16 protein-coding genes are annotated in these 17,208 nt (G+C 66.3%); 8 read left to right on the top strand and 8 right to left on the bottom strand.

The window, feature by feature from the left end; translation table 11 throughout:
- Window positions 1–79: 79 nt before the first annotated feature.
- The 3 genes from Q4C89_RS07740 to Q4C89_RS07730 all read right to left on the bottom strand — a co-directional run bounded on the left by Q4C89_RS07740 (window position 80) and on the right by Q4C89_RS07730 (window position 3,522).
- On the bottom strand, window positions 80–2,014 hold the full coding sequence (locus Q4C89_RS07740) for a chorismate-binding protein (protein WP_303102031.1): 1,935 nt from the start codon (window positions 2,012–2,014) through the stop codon (window positions 80–82).
- 98 nt (window positions 2,015–2,112) lie between these two features.
- Window positions 2,113–2,562 (bottom strand): hypothetical protein, encoded by a 450-nt coding sequence (locus tag Q4C89_RS07735; protein ID WP_303102030.1) that lies wholly within the window; start codon window positions 2,560–2,562, stop codon window positions 2,113–2,115.
- 96 nt (window positions 2,563–2,658) lie between these two features.
- Window positions 2,659–3,522 (bottom strand): sulfurtransferase, encoded by an 864-nt coding sequence (locus Q4C89_RS07730; protein WP_303102029.1) that lies wholly within the window; start codon window positions 3,520–3,522, stop codon window positions 2,659–2,661.
- Window positions 3,523–3,617: 95 nt separating this feature from the next.
- Between Q4C89_RS07730 and Q4C89_RS07725 the strand changes: the two genes are divergently transcribed.
- Window positions 3,618–4,052 carry a SufE family protein gene (locus tag Q4C89_RS07725; RefSeq protein WP_303102028.1) on the top strand — a complete coding sequence of 145 codons (435 nt, stop codon included), beginning with the start codon at window positions 3,618–3,620 and terminating at the stop codon, window positions 4,050–4,052.
- Between the two features lie 68 nt (window positions 4,053–4,120).
- The gene (locus Q4C89_RS07720) at window positions 4,121–5,263 is read left to right on the top strand and encodes a cysteine desulfurase family protein (protein WP_303102027.1); all 1,143 of its coding nucleotides are present in this window, start codon (window positions 4,121–4,123) and stop codon (window positions 5,261–5,263) included.
- Window positions 5,264–5,336: 73 nt separating this feature from the next.
- Here the strand turns inward: Q4C89_RS07720 and Q4C89_RS07715 are convergent, their stop codons facing one another.
- Entirely contained in the window at window positions 5,337–5,972 is a 636-nt protein-coding gene (locus Q4C89_RS07715) for a DUF4258 domain-containing protein (protein ID WP_303102026.1), read from the bottom strand.
- A gap of 225 nt (window positions 5,973–6,197) precedes the next feature.
- Here Q4C89_RS07715 and Q4C89_RS07710 point away from each other — a divergent pair, with 225 nt between their 5' ends.
- The 5 genes from Q4C89_RS07710 to Q4C89_RS07690 all read left to right on the top strand — a co-directional run bounded on the left by Q4C89_RS07710 (window position 6,198) and on the right by Q4C89_RS07690 (window position 11,430).
- Window positions 6,198–6,503 carry a hypothetical protein gene (locus Q4C89_RS07710; RefSeq protein WP_303102025.1) on the top strand — a complete coding sequence of 102 codons (306 nt, stop codon included), beginning with the start codon at window positions 6,198–6,200 and terminating at the stop codon, window positions 6,501–6,503.
- 184 nt (window positions 6,504–6,687) lie between these two features.
- Window positions 6,688–7,767, top strand: a complete 1,080-nt coding sequence (locus Q4C89_RS07705) for a mechanosensitive ion channel family protein (RefSeq protein WP_303102024.1) — start codon at window positions 6,688–6,690, stop codon at window positions 7,765–7,767.
- Window positions 7,768–7,926: 159 nt separating this feature from the next.
- Window positions 7,927–8,760 carry a YdcF family protein gene (locus Q4C89_RS07700; protein ID WP_303102023.1) on the top strand — a complete coding sequence of 278 codons (834 nt, stop codon included), beginning with the start codon at window positions 7,927–7,929 and terminating at the stop codon, window positions 8,758–8,760.
- A 76-nt stretch (window positions 8,761–8,836) separates the two neighbouring features.
- A complete protein-coding gene (trmFO, locus tag Q4C89_RS07695) occupies window positions 8,837–10,237 on the top strand; it encodes a methylenetetrahydrofolate--tRNA-(uracil(54)-C(5))-methyltransferase (FADH(2)-oxidizing) TrmFO (protein ID WP_303102022.1) in 1,401 nt (466 codons plus the stop codon).
- Between the two features lie 107 nt (window positions 10,238–10,344).
- A complete protein-coding gene (locus Q4C89_RS07690; protein WP_303102021.1) occupies window positions 10,345–11,430 on the top strand; it encodes a M20/M25/M40 family metallo-hydrolase in 1,086 nt (361 codons plus the stop codon).
- Between the two features lie 17 nt (window positions 11,431–11,447).
- On the opposite strand, the gene Q4C89_RS07685 is transcribed toward Q4C89_RS07690, so the two are convergent.
- From Q4C89_RS07685 to Q4C89_RS07670, 4 genes are read right to left on the bottom strand one after another with little or no spacing between them, the layout of a single operon-like run.
- The gene (locus Q4C89_RS07685) at window positions 11,448–12,596 is read right to left on the bottom strand and encodes a thiolase family protein (RefSeq protein WP_303102020.1); all 1,149 of its coding nucleotides are present in this window, start codon (window positions 12,594–12,596) and stop codon (window positions 11,448–11,450) included.
- A gap of 3 nt (window positions 12,597–12,599) precedes the next feature.
- Window positions 12,600–14,168, bottom strand: a complete 1,569-nt coding sequence (locus Q4C89_RS07680; protein WP_303102019.1) for a fatty acyl-CoA synthetase — start codon at window positions 14,166–14,168, stop codon at window positions 12,600–12,602.
- Entirely contained in the window at window positions 14,165–14,926 is a 762-nt protein-coding gene (locus Q4C89_RS07675) for a 3-hydroxyacyl-CoA dehydrogenase (protein WP_303102018.1), read from the bottom strand. Before Q4C89_RS07675 ends, Q4C89_RS07680 begins: the two co-directional genes overlap by 4 nt.
- A gap of 33 nt (window positions 14,927–14,959) precedes the next feature.
- Window positions 14,960–16,090: an acyl-CoA dehydrogenase family protein gene (locus tag Q4C89_RS07670; protein WP_303102017.1), complete on the bottom strand. Its 1,131-nt coding sequence runs from the start codon at window positions 16,088–16,090 to the stop codon at window positions 14,960–14,962.
- A 124-nt stretch (window positions 16,091–16,214) separates the two neighbouring features.
- Between Q4C89_RS07670 and Q4C89_RS07665 the strand changes: the two genes are divergently transcribed.
- On the top strand, window positions 16,215–16,967 hold the full coding sequence (locus tag Q4C89_RS07665; protein WP_303102016.1) for a FadR/GntR family transcriptional regulator: 753 nt from the start codon (window positions 16,215–16,217) through the stop codon (window positions 16,965–16,967).
- Window positions 16,968–17,208: the final 241 nt, after the last annotated feature.

The following is a 17,208-nucleotide window of genomic DNA, read 5'->3' as shown; positions in this document are numbered from 1 at the left end:
CCTGCACGCGAACCGTGGTGAAGGCCGAAGCGCCGTGCAGCGCGGCAGGGGTTTGTGCAGTGGCAGGCAGGGGCCGCACTCAGCTCTCCCCCCCCTGCCCTGTGCCCCCGGCAGCGCGGGAAGCCAGCTGCAGCCAGTTGCCCAGCAGCACCCGCCCCGCCGGACTCAGCACACTTTCGGGGTGAAACTGCACGCCCCAGGCGGGTTTTCCCGGCACCTCCAGCGCCATGATTTCGCCACCCTCTCGGCTGTAGGCCGTGACCAGTTCAGGCGGCAGGCCGCGCACCACCAGCGAGTGATAGCGCCCGAACTCGGCCCCATTTTCGATGCCTGCAAAGAGGCCCGTTCCGGTGTGTTGTACCTGCTCGGGTCGTCCGTGGACAGGTTCGGCCCGCTCGATGCGCCCGCCCAGGACCTCCCCCAGCGCCTGATGCCCCAGGCAGACGCCCAGCGACGGTACGCCGCGTTCCAGACACAGCCGCGTGAGTTCCAGCGTGCAGCCGCTCGTCTGCGGCGTGCCGGGGCCGGGGCCGACCAGCACGGCGTCGGGACGCAGGGCCAGCAGGTCGGCAGCCTCCTCGTCCTGACTGCGGAGTTCGACCCTGGCTCCCAGGGCCAGCAGGTCGTGGGCCAGATTCCAGGTAAACGAATCGCGGTTGTCGAGCAGCAGCACCCGCAGCGGCGTCTGCGTGGGCGCGGGTGGTGAAGCCCAGGGCCGCCCCGCGACAGGAGGCTGTCCCGCCTGCGCCGGACGCCCCGGCACGCCCGCCAGCACGCTCAGCAGCGCCTGCGCCTTGTGCACCGTTTCCCGCGCTTCCCGCTCCGGGTCGGCGTCTATGACCGTACCGCCGCCCGCCCGCACCGTGACCGTCCAGGTGGGAAAGGCAGAACCCTCGGCCCTCTCCCCTTCCCCCTTTGCCACAAAAGCCGCCGTCCGGATGAGGATATTCACGTCCACCCGTCGCCCGCTCACGATGCCCAAGCCTCCGGTGTACCAGCCACGCGGCCCCGGTTCCAGCGCCGCAATCGCTTCCATCACGCGGGCTTTGGGAGCGCCCGTGATGGTGCCGCCGGGAAAAGTGGCGGCGAGCAACTCGCGCACGCTCAGGCCGGGGCGGGCGGCGGCGCGCACCTCCGACACCAGATGCATGACGTGGCTGTAGCGTTCGACCAGCATCAGGTCGGGGACACTGACGCTGCCTGCCGCCGCCGCCGCGCCGAGGTCGTGGCGCACGAGGTCCACGAGCATGGTGTGTTCGGCCCGCTCCTTGGGACTGCCGCGCAACTCGGCCTCGAAGTCGGCGTCCTCCTGCGGGGTGTCGCCGCGCCGCCGCGTTCCGGCGATGGGCCGAGCGCTGATTTGCCCGCCCTGCGCTCCCACCCGTTCCCAGTCCACCAGACGCTCGGGGCTGCACGACACCACCACTTGCCCCTCCAGGTCGGCGAAGGCCATGAAGGGGCTGGGGTTGACCTCGCGCAGCCGCAGGTACGCCGCCAGCGGGTCGCCCTGCGCCGGGGCCGAGACGCCACGCGACAGGTTGACCTGATAGACCTCGCCCGCCCGAATAAGTTCCTGAATGGCCCGCACGCCCGCCGGATAGTCCACGTCGTCGGCCCCAAAATCGCCCACTGTGAGGGCCGGAGTGGGGGCCGGGTCGCCCGCCAGCAGCGCCCCCCAGTCCAGATGCGGCTCGCCCACCACGTCCAGCGTGCCGTTTTGCCTGTCCCAGACCAGCCCCGATGGATAAAACCCCCACCACTGCGCCGCGCCTGCCGGGGCGTGGGCCGCCAGCCCGAACTCACGCGCCGCCTCGTACTGAAGGCCGCCCAGCCAGGCCGGGAAAAAGGCGTCGGCAGCAGGTGGTTCGGGCAGGGTGAACCGAATCCGGGTCGGTGCAGCACTCAGAAAGCTGTAGCGGGCATAGGGCAGCACCGGCCCCAGCGATTCCAGCAGGGCGATGCCGGGCAGGTCAGCCGCCCGCAGGCGCAGGAGAACTTCGGCAGGAGAAAGCACGGGACAAAGGGTAGTGGGTTCGGCGCGGGCCTGTGCAGCCTTGCCGTCACAAGAACAGGGCCGGACAACCCACGTCCGGCCTCCTCGGGAAAGCAGCTTCAGCTTTTGGGCTTCTGGCCCGGCGTATCGTCACCAAAATTCCAGATGTCGAGGTCGTCCACCGCGCTGCCGAGGTTACGAAGCTGCGCCAAATCCTGAGCGGTGGCCTGACCCTGAATCTGAACCGTGCCGCCGCGTCCGGTGTTTTCCCCGATGGCGTTCGCCATCACGTCAGCCGGGACCGCCGAGAACATCCGGGCGACCTGCCCTGGCGTGGCGTCAAGCAGCGCGTCCGACAGCACCGCGTCGGGCACGGCGGGCGCGACCCTGGAGCGGGCCTGGGCGATGGCCTGCGGGTCTATCTCCGGGCGCACCGCCGTTTCTTCGTCGAGGTGGCGGGTGCCGGGAGGTCGGGTTTTGGCCTTGCCGGAATCTGCCCCTCTGCCCATCAGGCTCAGCAGCAGCAGCACGCCGACAATAACAACGATGGCGAGGAGCAGAATTTTCATCTCGTCATTTTAATAGTGCGCGTGGCCCGGCGCATTCCCCCCACTGGCGGGGGAAACCGAACCGGGCCACGCGAAAGATGAAGACCAGGGCCGCTCTTACTCTTCGCGGTAAGACTTTTCGATGGGCATGCCCACCGCATTGCCCCACTCGGTCCAGGAGCCGTCGTAGTTGCGGACTTTGGGGTAACCCAGCAGTTCGCGCAGCACGAACCAAGTGTGGCTGGAGCGCTCGGCGATGCGGCAGTAGGCGATCACGTCCTTGTCGGGGGTCACGCCTTCGCCTTCATACAGCGCCCTCAGTTCATCGGCGGACTTGAAAGTGCCGTCTTCGTTGGTCGCCTTGGCCCAGGGGATGCTGCGTGCGCCGGGAATGTGCCCGCCGCGCAGCACGCCCTCCTGGGGGTAGTTGGGCATGTGGGTGACTTTGCCGCTGAATTCGTCGGGGCTGCGAACGTCCACCAGGGCATTTTTGCCTTCCTGCACGCCTGCCAGGTGCGCCTTGACCTCGTCGCGGTAGGCGCGGAGCGAGTCGTCGCGCTGCAGGGCAGGGTAGGTGGTGGGCGTGATTCGGGGCAGATCGGTGGTCATCTCGCGGCCCTCGGCAATCAGCTTCTGACGGCCCCCGTTGATGAGCTTGAGGGGGTTTTTGACGCCGCTGTAGCTCAGGAACCAGTAGGCGTAGCTGGCCCACCAGTTGCTCTTGTCGCCGTACAGCACGATGGTGTCATCTGCGCCAATCCCCAAGCGGCCCAGCAGGGCGCTGAGTTCGTCGGGGCCGATGAAGTCGCGCTCGACGGGGTGCCACAGGTCGGTCTGCCAGTCCAGCTTGACGGCGCCGGGCAGGTGTCCAGTGTCGTAGAGCAGGATGTCTTCGTCCACTTCGACGAAGCGCACGCCGGGGGTGTTGAGGTTCTGGGCGGCCCACTCGGTAGTCACCAACACGTCTTTTGCATAGTCCATGCCTCAAGTGTAGCCCTTCGCCATAAGTTTACAAAAGAGGTCAATTAGACAGACCGCCTTCTGCGGAGTGTGGGCAGCGGGGTACAGTTGGGAACATGACTGCCCCCGCACCACTGCCCGAAAAGCTCCAGAACATCGTCGGCATGTTCAAGACCCTGCCCAAGCCGATGCGCCTGCAAGCGCTGCTGGAATACAGCCGCAAACTGCCCGACCTACCCGAGAAATACGCCGAGCATCCCGAATTCCTCAAGCCCGTGCCCGAGTGCGCCAGCCCGTTTTTTCTGGTGACGGAACAGGACGAGGTGGGCAAGGTGAACCTGTTTTTCAAGGTGCCGGAAGACGCCCCCACCGTGCGCGGCTACGCGGGCATTCTGCACGAAGCACTGAACGGTGAGACGCCCGAAACCATCCTGAGCGTGCCCGACCAGTTCTACATGGACATGGGCCTGTCCGAACTGATTACACCGATGCGGATGCGCGGGATGGGGGCGATTCTGATGCGACTCAAGCGCGACGTCGATGGTCAATAGTTGATGGTTGATGGAAAGAGCGATGTAAGCCCTGGCCCTCCATCAACCATCTACCATCGACTATCAACATGATTTACCTCGACTACGCCGCCACCCACCCCATGACCCCTGACGCGCTCGCCGCCTATGCCGAGGCCGCCGCGTTGCCGGGGAACCCCGCCAGTGTCCACGCCGCTGGGCAAGCCGCCCGCGAAAAACTGGAAGAAGGCCGTGCGCGCATCGCCGCCGCCTTCGGGGTAGACCCGCGCACGCTGACGCTGAACAGTGGTGGCACTGAGGGCGACAACCATGTGCTGCTCGGCGTGGCACAAGGGTGGGAGGACAAACACGGACGTCCCGGCCACCTCGTGACGACCCAGACCGAACATTCGGCGGTGCTGGCCCCCGCCCGCGCCCTGGCCCTGCGGGGCTGGGACGTGACTTTTCTGGCGCCTGACCGCGAGGGCCGTTACTTGCCCGCCCAGCTTGCCGAAGCGCTGCGCGACGACACCGCGCTGGTCAGCCTCCACCATGCTAACAACGAACTCGGCACCGTGCAGGACACGCCCGCGCTGGCGGCAGTCGCGGCAGCGCGGGGCGTTCCCTACCACACCGACGCGGTGCAGGCTCCAGGGGTATTGCCCATGAATTTGCCCGACTGGGGCGTGACCTTTGCGACCTTCAGCGCCCACAAATGGGGCGGGCCGCGTGGGGTTGGCGTGCTGTACGTGCGGCGCGGGGCCGACTTACCGCCCGTGACCCTCGGCGGCGGGCAGGAAGGCGGCCTGCGCCCCGGAACGCAGAACACAGCGGGGGTCTACGCGGCGGGCGTGGCGTTGACCGAGGCGGAGGCGACGCGGGAGGCGACCTTTGCCCATCTGCGCGACGTGCAAACCGCTTTCATGGACGCGCTGCGCAACCTCCCCGGCCTGACCTTCAACCACCCCGCAGACGGCAGCCCCAAAGTCGTCAGTCTGACGCTGGAGGGGGCCGACGGTGAAGCCCTGCTGATGAATCTGGACATGCTGGGCATTTCCGCGAGTGCGGGCAGTGCGTGCAGCGCGGGCACGATGCAGCCCAGCCACGTCCTGACCGCCGTGGGCCTGACCGAAGCGCAGGCGCGGGCCTCGCTGCGGTTTTCCTTCGGGGCAGCGACCTCGCGGGATGAAGTGGCACAGGCAGCGGCGGGCTTGCGGCAGGCGGCGGAGTGGGTACGAGTGGCGGAGAGCTGATGGCGGATGGCAAAAGGCAGAAGGCCCGCTTTAGCGCAAGCTTAGGCTAGCCATCTGCCTTCAGCCATCCGCCTCACTTCCAGCCCCCCTTCCCCTTGTACCCCACCTTGTTTCCCTTGACCGCTTCCTTGGCTTTCACCTTTTCGTCGTCGTAGCGCAGCAGCACGGCGAGGCGGGCACGGCTGATGATGTGGTGGGGATTTTTGGGCACAAAGGCCGTCACGATGTCGATGTGTCCGTCGCGGTAGTGCTGCACGGCGACATGCAGAGGCAACCGAATCCCGTGCGCCTCGAAGTAGCCGCACACCAGCCAGCGGCGATCTTCGGTGTACACGGCGCGGACTCGCCCGGTCAGCAGCACATGCATGATGTCGCTTTCCATAAAGCCCTCGGCGCGGGCGTGCTGAATGGCGTGGGGGCAAACGTGATAGCGGCTGTCATACACGGCTTCGCGCAGTTGGCGTAGGGCACGGCCCAGCAGAAATTCATCGGTGTCTATGCCAGCGAGTTCCTGCACCCGCTGCGGCTTGACGGGCTGCTGCGTTTTGGGACGCGAGGGAGGCGGAGTGGGGGCGCGGCGGGCTTCCTTTTCGGCGCGGTGAAGCTGGGCACGCAGGGCAAGCAGGTCGTTGCCTGCCCGCACTTCGGCGGACAGGGTGCGGCGCTGCAAAGCCTGAGCGCGTGCAGAGTTGCTGGACTTTGTGGTCACGGCAAAACACCTCCCGGAAATCTCGCCCCGCGTCGGGAGGTGTAAGCAAAGCGGCCTCCCTAAACGAAAAATTCCCCCAAACACGCATAACAGCGCATTTGTGAGAAGGCAGGCGACGTACCCTGTTCAGGGCATGGACCCATGCTAGCACGCGTTATCGCGCTGCCGGCAACCGTAAAGCCTCCGGCAAATGCGGGGCCGCCCAGCCGCTACCCTGCACGCAGCATGAGCAAGAAAAGCCGCCGCACCGTGCAGCCCGCCTACGTCACCCTGCGCGACCTGCCGGGGACGCGGGTGATGTTCTGGGTCGTGGACGCCTGCCCCTACTGCGGCGAGCGGCACCTGCACCCGGCGGGCAACCTCCGCAGCGCCGACCCTAGCGAGCGGCTGGGCGAAGTGACGGCCCCCTGCGACCCCGAGCGGCGCTACGACCTGCAATTGCCCCCCAAGCCGCAGCGCAAAAAGGGCAAGGAAGCGCGGCGCAAGGCCAGACGGGGCGGAAGGCTGGAGGCCGACCCGGACGAGTGGTAATGCGCTGGAGCAGGTGACACTGCGTTTGGGGTTGAGAGTGGAGGGGGCAGGGCATGTCCTGCCTTTCTGACCCTCTACCCTGGGGAGAGGGCCTTGTGAAACAAGGGGTGAGGGGGCCTCTTTTTGTCAAAAGCTCTAGACCCTTGGACGCTTAGACCTAAACTGCGGGCCATGAGGCGGCGCGGTGGATAAAACGGAGCTGCTGGGCCTGGACGCCCTGCTGAACCTGCTGCATTCCTTCGTGGACAGCGTGCAGGTATTTATCGCCAGTTACGGCGGCAAATTGATGCTGTCGCTGCTGCTGGTGCTGATTTACGCGCTGCTGCTGTGGGGACTGACGCGGCTGACCCTCTGGGCGCTGGGGCGTTCGCGCTGGGCTGACGCGCATCCGGTGGTGCGGCACACCATCGTTACCGTGCTGCGGCTGACTTTTTTGATGCTGGTCGCGGTGTCGGTGTCGGGCCTCTTTCCACAACTCGCCGGATACGCGCCCGGCCTCTTCCGGGTCTATCTGCTGCTCTTGCTGCTCTACGGCGGCTGGGCCGTCATTCACCATTTTCTGCACCGTCAATCCGAGGCGTGGGGGCTGGACGCCAGCCTGTCGCTGCTGCTGAGCAACGCGGCGCGGGCGGTGTGGGTGCTGGCGGGCATTTACCTGATGTTTCGGCAACTCGGCATAGACCTGCTGCCGATTTTGGGCGGGCTGGGCGTGGCGGGGCTGGCAGTCGGGTTTGCCGCGCAGGACATTCTGGCGAACCTGATTAGCGGGGTCACGCTGCTGCTTGACCGCCCCTTTCGCATCGGCGACTGGATTCGGGTGCGCGACTACGAAGGGCAGGTGCATGGGCTGACACTGCGAACGACCCGCATCCGCACGCGGGACAACGAATTTGTCAGCATTCCCAACAAGGAAATCGCGGGTGCGACCGTGGTCAACCTGACGGCGGGCGGGCAACTGCGGCTGAATGTGCCGTTGCCGCTGGCCTACGCCGAACGGGTGGAAGAAGCGCGGGCCGTGCTGCTGCGGGTCCTCGCAGAGCATCCCAAGGTGGAGGCCGACCCCGCGCCCGTCATCCTGGTGCGGCAAGTCAACGAGACGAATCTGGAACTGATTTTGCGTTTCTATGTCAGCGCCGAGAACGTCAAGGCTTATCCCGTGGTCACCATGCAACTTCGCGAAGGGGCCAAAGAAGCCTTGCAGGACGCGGGTTTTGCGCCGCCGTATCCGCGCCAGTGGATGATGATGGGGAACGATGATGGATGATGGGTCCGCTGCGCTGATGGTCGATGGAGGAAGCGAAAAAGAGAAGTAGACCCTTCTGCAAGCTCAGTTTCATGTCTGTGGCAAGCAAAGTGTTTTTAGCTCCTCCCTCCTTGTGGGGGAGGCTGGGAGGGGGGAAGCGTAACCAGCGTGCCAAGTAACATGACGACAGAAATCCCAAATAAAACCCGCTTGCCCGCCCGCTGGACACCCCAACCCCGTGACCTCTGGACGGGGCTGGCGTTGGGCGCGGCGCTCGGCATCGCGGCGACGTTTCTGGGCGAAGTGCGGGCTACGCCTGGGCTGTTGCTGGGGCTGCTGGGAGTAGGCGCACTGGCGGGACTGTTTCGTCCGTTGCGGCTGGGGCTGGCGGTAGGTGTGGGCGCGGCGGCACTGCTGACGGCTTTTTGCCTGCTGACGCTCGTGCTGCGCGGCCCACTGTCGGCGCTGATCGTGTCACAGCCGCCCGTGAGGGCCGACGCGATTGTGGTGCTGGGTGGCGGCGTCCGCTGCGGCACCGATGCCCTCAGCGGTAGCAGTTTTTCCCGTCTGATGAGGGGCCTAGAACTATGGCAGGCTGGATACGCGCCTATTTTGACCGTCTCGGAGCAGTCGGGCCTGATTGGGGGAAAGGGCTGTCCCAAAATCAGCGCTCTGCAAAACGCCCAGATTGCTGCGCTGTACGGCAAAAACGGACCGCCCACGCTGACGCTGAGCAACGTCACCACCACCCGCGACGAAGCCGCCCGCGTGCGTGACCTGGCCCATCAGCGCGGCTGGGGGCGCGTGCTGCTGGTGACTTCGCCTTGGCATTCGCGCCGTGCCCAGGCGCTTTTTCGGGGGTATGGGGTAGAGGCCGTCAGCGTCCCATCTCAGGAAACGGGTTTTGACCTGACGCTGCCGACCCCAGGTGACCGTCTGGCGGCGCTGAAAGTCGTGCTGTACGAAGGGCTGAGTCGGGTCAAGGCGGGACTGGGCGGCACGCCGGAGAGGTAGAGGGTGGAGGGAAAAGGGAGGGCTTTGGCATCCGCCTCGCTCTCCCTCGGCCTTTCACCCTTTACCCTCTACCTCAATGACTGACCTTCCCACCATCACTGTCATCGGCGCGGGCCTCGCGGGTTCCGAGGCGGCCCTTGCCGCAGCCACAGCGGGCGTGCGCGTGAAATTGCATGAAATGCGCCCCCAGAAGATGACCCCCGCCCACCGCACCGCCAACTTTGCCGAACTGGTTTGCTCTACCTCGCTGGGCGGCGAAGGCGAAATGCAGAGCAAGGGCCTGCTGCAAGCCGAAATGCGCTCGGTGGGCGCGGCGATTGTGACTGCTGCCGACGAAAGCCGCGTGCCTGCGGGCAATGCCCTCGCCGTTGACCGTGACGAGTTCAGCGCCCGCGTCACCGAAAAGGTGCGGAATCACCCGCTGATTGAAGTGATCGAAGGCGAACTGGAAGCCGTGCCAGAGGGCATTTGCGTCATCGCTTCCGGGCCGCTCACCTCCGACGCGCTCGCCGCCGACCTGATGCGGCTGACGGGCAGCGAGCGCCTCAGCTTTTACGACGCCGCCGCGCCCGTCATTGACATTGATTCCATTGACATGACCGTGGCGTGGCGGGCAGGCCGCTACGACCAGAGCGCCGATTACATCAACTGCCCGTTTACCAAAGAGGAATACCTGACCTTTTTTGAGGCGCTGGAGAAGGCCCGCAGCCACACCCCCCACGACTGGGAAAAGCTGGAATTTTTTGAAGGCTGCATGCCGATTGAAGAAATCGCGCGGCGCGGCGTGGACACTCCCCGGTTCGGCCCCATGTCACCCAAAGGGCTGGACGACCCCAAAACGGGGCGCTGGCCCTACGCGGTGGCGCAGCTGCGGCAGGAGGACGCCGAGGGCCGCATGTGGTCGCTGGTGGGCTTTCAGACGGGCCTGAAATGGGGCGACCAACTGGAAGTCGTGCGCCTGATTCCGGGCCTGCAAAACGCCGACATCGTGCGCTACGGCGTCATGCACCGCAACACCTACCTGAATGCGCCGCTGGTGCTGGACAGTACGCTGCAACTCAAGGCCGACCCACAAAAGCTGGTGGCGGGCGTGCTCGCGGGCACCGAGGGCTACCTGGAATCGAGCGCGACGGGCTGGCTGGCGGGAACGAACGCGGCGCGTTTGAGCCTGGGGCAAGAGCCGTTGACCCCACCCGCCGAGTCCATGCTGGGCGGCCTTGTGCGCTACCTCGCCTCCGCCAATCCCAAAGGCTTTCAACCGATGAACGTGAACTGGGCGCTGGTGCCTGAATTGCCGCCGCAAATCAACGAGAAGACGGGCAAGCCCAGAAAACTGGGCAAGCGCGAAAAGCGTCCGCCGCTGTTCCGGCGCGGCCTGAGCGCCTTCATGGACTGGGCGCGGGATGAAGCGGGGGCCGAAGTAACGCCGCCTGCCGTGCCCGAGCACCCGCAAGACGAACTGCCCGCCCTGCGCTGAGCAGCTTTCCGGAATATCGTGCAGGACACCCTTTTCGCGCGGAAGGGGTGTTCTGCTTTTTACCCCATGCCGCCCCACGAGCGCCGTCGCCGTAGAATGGCCCGCGCATGCCTCTTTCGTACCTGACGCGTATCGCGCAGACGCCCGCCCCGACCTTTCAGGAGGAGAAAAGGGCCGAATTGATGTCCGCCCTCTGGACGGAACTGGGCTACTCCACCGAGCGCGACAGCGTCGGCAACGTGCTGACCCGCCTGACACCGCCCGGCACCGAGGGCCGCCCCGCGCTGCTGCTCGCCGCGCACCTCGACACCGTGTTCGGGCCGCAGACCGACGTGACGGTGCGCGAGGAAGGCCAGCGCCTGACCGGGCCGGGTGTGGGCGACAACAGCGCCAGCCTCGCCGTCGTGACTGCCATGCTGCGCGACTTCGCCAGCCAGCCGCCCACCCTGCGCCGCCCGCTGTGGGTCGCGGCCAACGTGGGCGAGGAAGGTCTGGGCGACCTGCGCGGAGCCAAACATCTGATTGCCACGCACCGGGAGCAGCTCGGCGCGTTTATCGCTGTGGACGGCTATCTGGGCGTGGCGGTGACCCAGGCGGTCGGCGTGAGGCGCTACCGGGCGCAATTCCTGGGGCCGGGGGGCCATTCGTGGGGCGACCAGGCTCCCAGTGCCCTGCACGCCCTGGGCCGGGCGGTCACGGGGCTGTACGCGCTGCACCTGCCCACGCAGCCGCGCACCACGCTCAATGTCGGTCTGGCGTCGGGCGGCAACAGCGTCAATTCGATTGCGGGTCAGGCCGAACTGCTGCTCGACCTGCGTTCGCTGGACGCCGCGCTGCTGGCCGACCTCGACAGCCGGGCCCAGGACGTGCTGCACCGCGCCGCCCGCGAAGTCGGCGTCAACCTGCGGGTGGAGCGGGTGGGCGACCGTCCCGGCGGCAACCTGCACTCCGGGGCGCTGCTCGGCATGGCCCACGAAGCGGCCCGCGAGGTACGCGTGGACCTGCGAATCGCCGCCAGCAGCACCGACGCCAACGCCGCAGCGCCCTCGGCACTCCCGGCACTGGCCTTCGGCGTGTACCGGGGCGGCAACGCCCACCGCGAAGACGAATGGGTGGACAAGCGCAGCCTGGGGCCGGGTCTGCGGGCGCTCAAGAGACTGGTGACGCTGTATCAGGGGACGCCGCTGGCCTGAGCGCCGCCCGCTCTTCCTTATTCCAGCCGCTCGATAATCGTCGCCGTCGCCATGCCGTGACCGATGCACATGGTTTGCAGGCCGAAGGTGCCGCCCGTCGCTTCCAGTCCGGTCAGCATCTTCGCCATCAGTCCCGCGCCGCTGCCACCCAGCGGGTGACCGTGGGCAATGGCTCCGCCCCAGGGGTTCACTTTGGCGGGGTCGGCCTTCAGTTCGTGCATCCACGACACGGCCACGCTGGCAAACGCCTCGTTGATCTCGAACCAGTCGATGTCCGCCATGCTCAGCCCGGCTTTTTCCAGGGCCTTGCGGGTGGCCGGAATCACACCCGTGAGTTGCATGGTGGGGTCATCACCCACCGCCACGCGGGCACGGAAGCGAGCGCGGGGGCGCAGGCCATCGGCTAGGGCCACGTCGCGGCGGCCCACCAGCACGGCGGCGGCTCCGTCGCTGATCTGGCTGGCGTTGCCCGCTGTGACCACGCCCGTTTCGCGGAAGGGGGTTTTCAGGGTCGCCATTTTGGCGGGGTCAACCGCTTCGCGCACGCCCTCGTCGTATTCGAGGGTGATGGCCTGCCCCTCGGCGTCCAGGCCCGGCGTGGGCAGCAATTCGCGGTAGAGGTGGCGGTTCTGGAAGGCGCGGCGGTGGCTCTCGACGGCGAAGGCGTCCAGCGTTTCGCGGCTCAGGCCCCATTTGTCGGCAATGCGCTCGGCGCTTTCGCCCTGGTGGATGAGGTCAACCTTGGCGAGCAGGTCGGGGTTGAGGCGCTCGAAGCCGCCGCCGATGTCGCTGAACATGCCCACACGGGTCATGTTTTCCACGCCGCAGCCGATGGCGTAGTTCAGGTCGCCCGCGTCTATGCCCTGCGAGGCGAAGTGGATGGCCTGCTGCCCGCTGCCGCACATGCGGTTGAGGCTCACGGCGGGCACTTCGGCTGGGAACCCGGCCAGCAACACCGCCAGCCTGCCGATGTTGGCCCCCTGCTCGGCGGTCTGGGTCACGGTTCCGGTAATCACGTCTTCGATTTTGGCGGGGTCGATTCCGGCGCGACCCACCAGACCCGTGAGCGCGTGGGCCAGCAGCGCATCGGGGCGCGTTTCGCGATAGGCTCCGCCGCGTTTGCCGTAAGGCGTGCGGACGGCTTCGAGGATGACGGCTTCTTTCATGACTTACTCCCTGGGTTGGTGGGCGAAACGCTCACGCAACTCGCGCTTGAGGATTTTTCCGGCGGTGTTGCGCGGCAACTGCTCTACAAAATAGATGGCTTTGGGCACCTTGAAAGGTGCGAGATTAGCTTTGGCATGGGCGCGCAGGTCGTCGGCGCTGACCGTTTCACCTGCTCTGACCACCACCACGGCGGTCACGGCTTCTATCCAGTGGTCGTCGGGCAGGGCAATCACGGCGACCTCGCTCACGGCGGGGTGGGTGTAGAGGGCTTCTTCCACCTCGCGCCCCGCCACCAGCACGCCGCCCGTGTTAATCACGTCTTTCACGCGGTCGACCACATACAGGTAGCCGCCTTCATCCAGATAGCCGAGGTCGCCGGAATGAAACCAGCCCCCGGCAAAGGCTTCGGCGGTTTCTTCAGGCTTGTCCCAGTACCCGACCAGCAGTTGTGGCGAGCGGTGAACGATTTCGCCCAGTTCGCCGGGGGCGCAGTCTTGCATCTCGGGCGTGACCACGCGGGTCTGCACGTTCAGCACGGGCTTGCCCGCAGAGGCGGGGCGCTCGGCATGGTCTTCGGGTTGCAGCACGCTGACCAGAGGCCCGAGTTCGCTCTGGCCGTAGCAGTTGTAAAAGCCCGCGTGGGGCAGCGCCGCCATGATGTCCAGCAGCACGGGCGTGGGCATGATGGACGCGCCGTAGTACAGCTTGCTGAGCCTGTCCAGGCCGCGCCCGAAGTCGGGGTGGCGCAGCAGACTGAGCCAGACGGTAGGCGGCGCGAAAAAGGACGTGATGCCCTTTTCACGCAGCAGCGGCAGCACCGTGTCGGGCGCGGGGGCCGTGACGAGGTGGCAGGTGGAACCCGTCAGCAGGCCCGTCATCAGGAAGACGTGCATCTGCGCCGAGTGGTACAGGGGCAAGGCAGCCAGAGACACGTCGTCGCCGCGCAAGTTCAGTTCGTGCAGACAGCTCTGGTAGTGGGCGTGAAGCGCGCCGTGCGTCATCATCGCGCCTTTGGGCAGCGCCGTGGTGCCGGAGGTGTACAGCAGTTGCGCGAGGTCGTCGCCCGAGAGTTCGACGTCGGGCGCGTCGGATTTTTGCAGGTCGTCCTGCGCCCAGCCGAGCAGGTCGTTGTGGTGGCTGCCGTAAAAGGTGCCCAGAAGTTTCAGGGCATGACCACCCGGCAGGGCGTCTTGCAGGTGCGGCAGCAGCGTGGGGTCGGCAAAGGCGGCGCTGGCCCCCGACTGCTCGGCGAGGTAGGCCAGTTCGGTGCGGCGCAGCGCGTAATTCACGGGCACATGTACCAGCCCGGCGCGGTTACACGCCAGCCACAGCAGCACGTAGGCGTCGCTGTTTTGCCCGAAGGCCAGCACGCGCTCACCCTTTTGCAAGCCAGCGTCCAGCAGGGCGTGGGCCACGCGGTTGGCGGCCCTGTCCAGCGCCTCAAACGTCCACTCGCGGCCCGCGAAGGTCAGCGCCAGCTTGTGCGGTTGCCGCCGCACCGAGCGGTGCAGGGCGTCGGCCAGCGTGTCGCGCCGGGCCGGGTGGGCCGCGAAATTCACCGCGCCGCTCATCTGGGGGCCATCCTGATCGCACCGTCGAGGCGGATGGTTTCGCCGTTCAGCATCTGGTTTTCGAAGATGTGGCGCACCAGCGCGGCGTATTCCTCGGCGCGGCCCAGCCGACTGGGAAACGGCACCTGCGTGCCCAGCGAGTCCTGCGCTTCCTGCGGCAGCCCGCGCAGCATGGGCGTCTCGAAGATGCCGGGGGCGATGGTCATCACGCGAATGCCACTGCGGGCCAGGTCACGCGCAATCGGCAGGGTCATGCCCACCACGCCGCCCTTGCTGGCCGAGTACGCCGCCTGCCCGATTTGCCCGTCATAGGCCGCCACCGACGCCGTATTCACGATCACGCCGCGTTCGCCGCTTTCGCCGGGTTCGTTGTCCAGCATGGCCTGGGCCGCGAGGCGAATCACGTTGAACGTCCCAATCAGGTTGATACGGATGGTGCGCTCGAACACGTCCAGCGGGTGTGGGCCGCGCTTGCCGGCGGTGGTGACGGCAGGGGCGACCCCGGCGCAGTTGACCACCCCGTGAATCCCCCCGAACTTCGCCTGAGCCGCTGCAATCGCCGCTTGCACGTCCCCTTCACTGCTCACATCGGCCTTCACGAACAGCCCGCCGAGTTCCTGCGCCAGTGCTTCGCCTGCTTCCGCGTTCAGGTCGAGCAGCACGGGTTTTCCGCCGCCTGCCGCCACCATGCGGGCCGTGCCCTCGCCCAGCCCCGAAGCCCCGCCCGTAATCAGAATGGTTTTGCCTGTCAGGTTCATGGTTTTTCCTCCGATTCCACGTAGATTTCGTTCTTACCGCTGCAACTCTCGCGCAATCACCATCTTCTGAATTTCGCTGGTGCCCTCGTAGATTTGCAGCACCTTGGCGTCGCGGAAGAGTTTTTCCACCGGGTACTCGGTGGAGTAGCCCATGCCGCCGAAAATCTGCACGGCTTCGGTGGCTGCCGCCATCACGCTCTCGGCGGCAAACAGCTTGGCCTGCGAGGCGGCGAGGGTGTTTCGCTGCCCGTGATCCACCAGCCACGCGGCGCGGTACATCAGCAGCCGGGCGGCTTCGAGGTTGGTGGACATCTCCGCGAGTTTGGCGGCAATCAGTTGGTGGCGAATGATCGGCTGGCCCATCGTCTGGCGGGTCTGGGCGTAGGCGAGGCTTTCTTCCAGGCAGCGGGCATGCACGCCCACCCCGAAGGCCGCCACCATCGGGCGCGAGTGGTCGAAGGCGTCCATGGCGATGCGGAAGCCCTGCCCCTCTTCCCCGATGCGCTGCGAGGCCGGAATGCGGCAGTCATCGAAAAAGACCTCGCAGGTGGGGGCGCAGCGTTGCCCCAGCTTGGACAGCGGCTCGCCCACGCGCAGGCCAGGGGTGCCTTTTTCCACGATGAAGACGCTCAGACCCTTGGCCCCCGCCTCGCCCGTGCGGGCAAACACCACGAAGAAAGAGGCGCGGTTGGCGTTGCTGATCCACGTTTTGCTGCCCGAAAGCACGTATTCGTCGCCGTCGCGCACGGCCCGCGTCTGGAGGCCCGCCACATCGCTGCCCGCGCCGGGTTCGGTGGCGGCGTAGGAGGCCAGTTCGCCCGCCACCAGCCGGGGCAAGACCCACTGTTTCTGCTCCTCGCTGCCGTGGTGAATAATCGCGTCTGCCGCCAGCGAATTGATGCTGAGGGCCGCACCCACGCCCACGCAGCCCCGGCACAGTTCCTCGGTCACGATGGTCAGGGCGGTGCAGCCCAGCCCCGCGCCGCCGTACTCCTCGGGGACAGTCAGGTTGAGGAGGCCGAGTTTGAGGGCTTTCTCGTAAATCTCCTGCGGAAAAGCCTTGGTCTGGTCGAGTTCGGCGGCGTGCGGAATAATTTCGCGCCCCGTAAATTGGCGGGCGAGTTGCTGAAGCTGGCGCTCGTCGTCGCTGAGTAGAAAATCCATACTGACTCCTGTCCAGAAAAACCAGCCTGGGCTGGCGCATTGGGGTTGTGAGATGAATTGAGTATACTCAATTATCCGCCCCTGTCTATTTCTTTCCGAGTCTGGCTGCCATAGTTGTCTGGAGGTGCCCGTTATCCCGTCCCCTTTCTCCGAGAGCCACGCCAAAACCCGCGCCAGCGACATCGTGACGGCCCACATTCAGCGCGAAATCCGCAGCCGTGGCCTGGGGCCGGGCGAGCGCATCTGCTCCGAAAAGGAGTTGCAGGCCATCACGGGCATCAGCCGCGCCGGGGTGCGCGAGGCGCTGCGCACGCTGGAACACGAAGGGCTGATTCGCACCAAAACGGGGCCGGGGGGCGGGATTCTGGTCGGTCAGCCTGCCATTGCCCCGCTGGGCCGCACGGTGGAGGCGTTCCGGCATCTGGCGGGCGTGGAGCCTGCTGCGTTGGTGGACGCCTGGCTGGAACTGGCGGTGACCTGTGCGCGACTCGCCGCCAGCCGGGCCACCCCGGACGACGTGGAAGCGCTACGCCAGATTGCCGACGACTACCGCGCCCTTAATCTGGAACAGGCCAGCTTCGACGCGGTGGCCCGCCTGAACCTGGGTTTCGTGCGCCGTACCGCGCAGGCCGCGCAGAATCCCATCCTTTTGCTGTTTCTGGATGCCCTGATTGACCTGATCTACTCGGCTGCCGCCACCCGCCCGCCCAGCCTGGAGCAGCGGCGCGAGCTGGTCAGCGTGCATGACCGCGTGGTGGACGCCCTGCAAAGCGGTGACGGAGACGCCGCCGCCCGGCGAATGCACCGCCACCTCAGCGCCCTGCGGCTGCTGCTGCTCGACCAAAATAATGGCCCCCACCGTGGAGGGCCAAGTTGAGAAAGTGATACGGGACTGAACTGTTCTTCGGAGATGCCGGAAAAGCACCGCCATCTCCTTCGCGCCGTTCAGTCCCGTATTTTCTTCTCCTCACTTCGTTCGGAAAAATAGCTTGGATACCCAAACTATTTTTCAAAGCCGTATGACTGGTTTTACCCCTGCTGATACGCCCGGCGCAGCACCTCCGCCACTTCCGGGCGGGTGAATTCGGGGGGCAGATGCTCGCCCGCCCGCAGCTTCT

The sequence above is a fragment of the Deinococcus sp. genome, assembly GCF_030523985.1.
GTDB lineage: Bacteria > Deinococcota > Deinococci > Deinococcales > Deinococcaceae > Deinococcus.
Note: the sequence above shows the minus strand (reverse complement) of the source record. Positions and strands in the feature narration are given on the sequence as shown.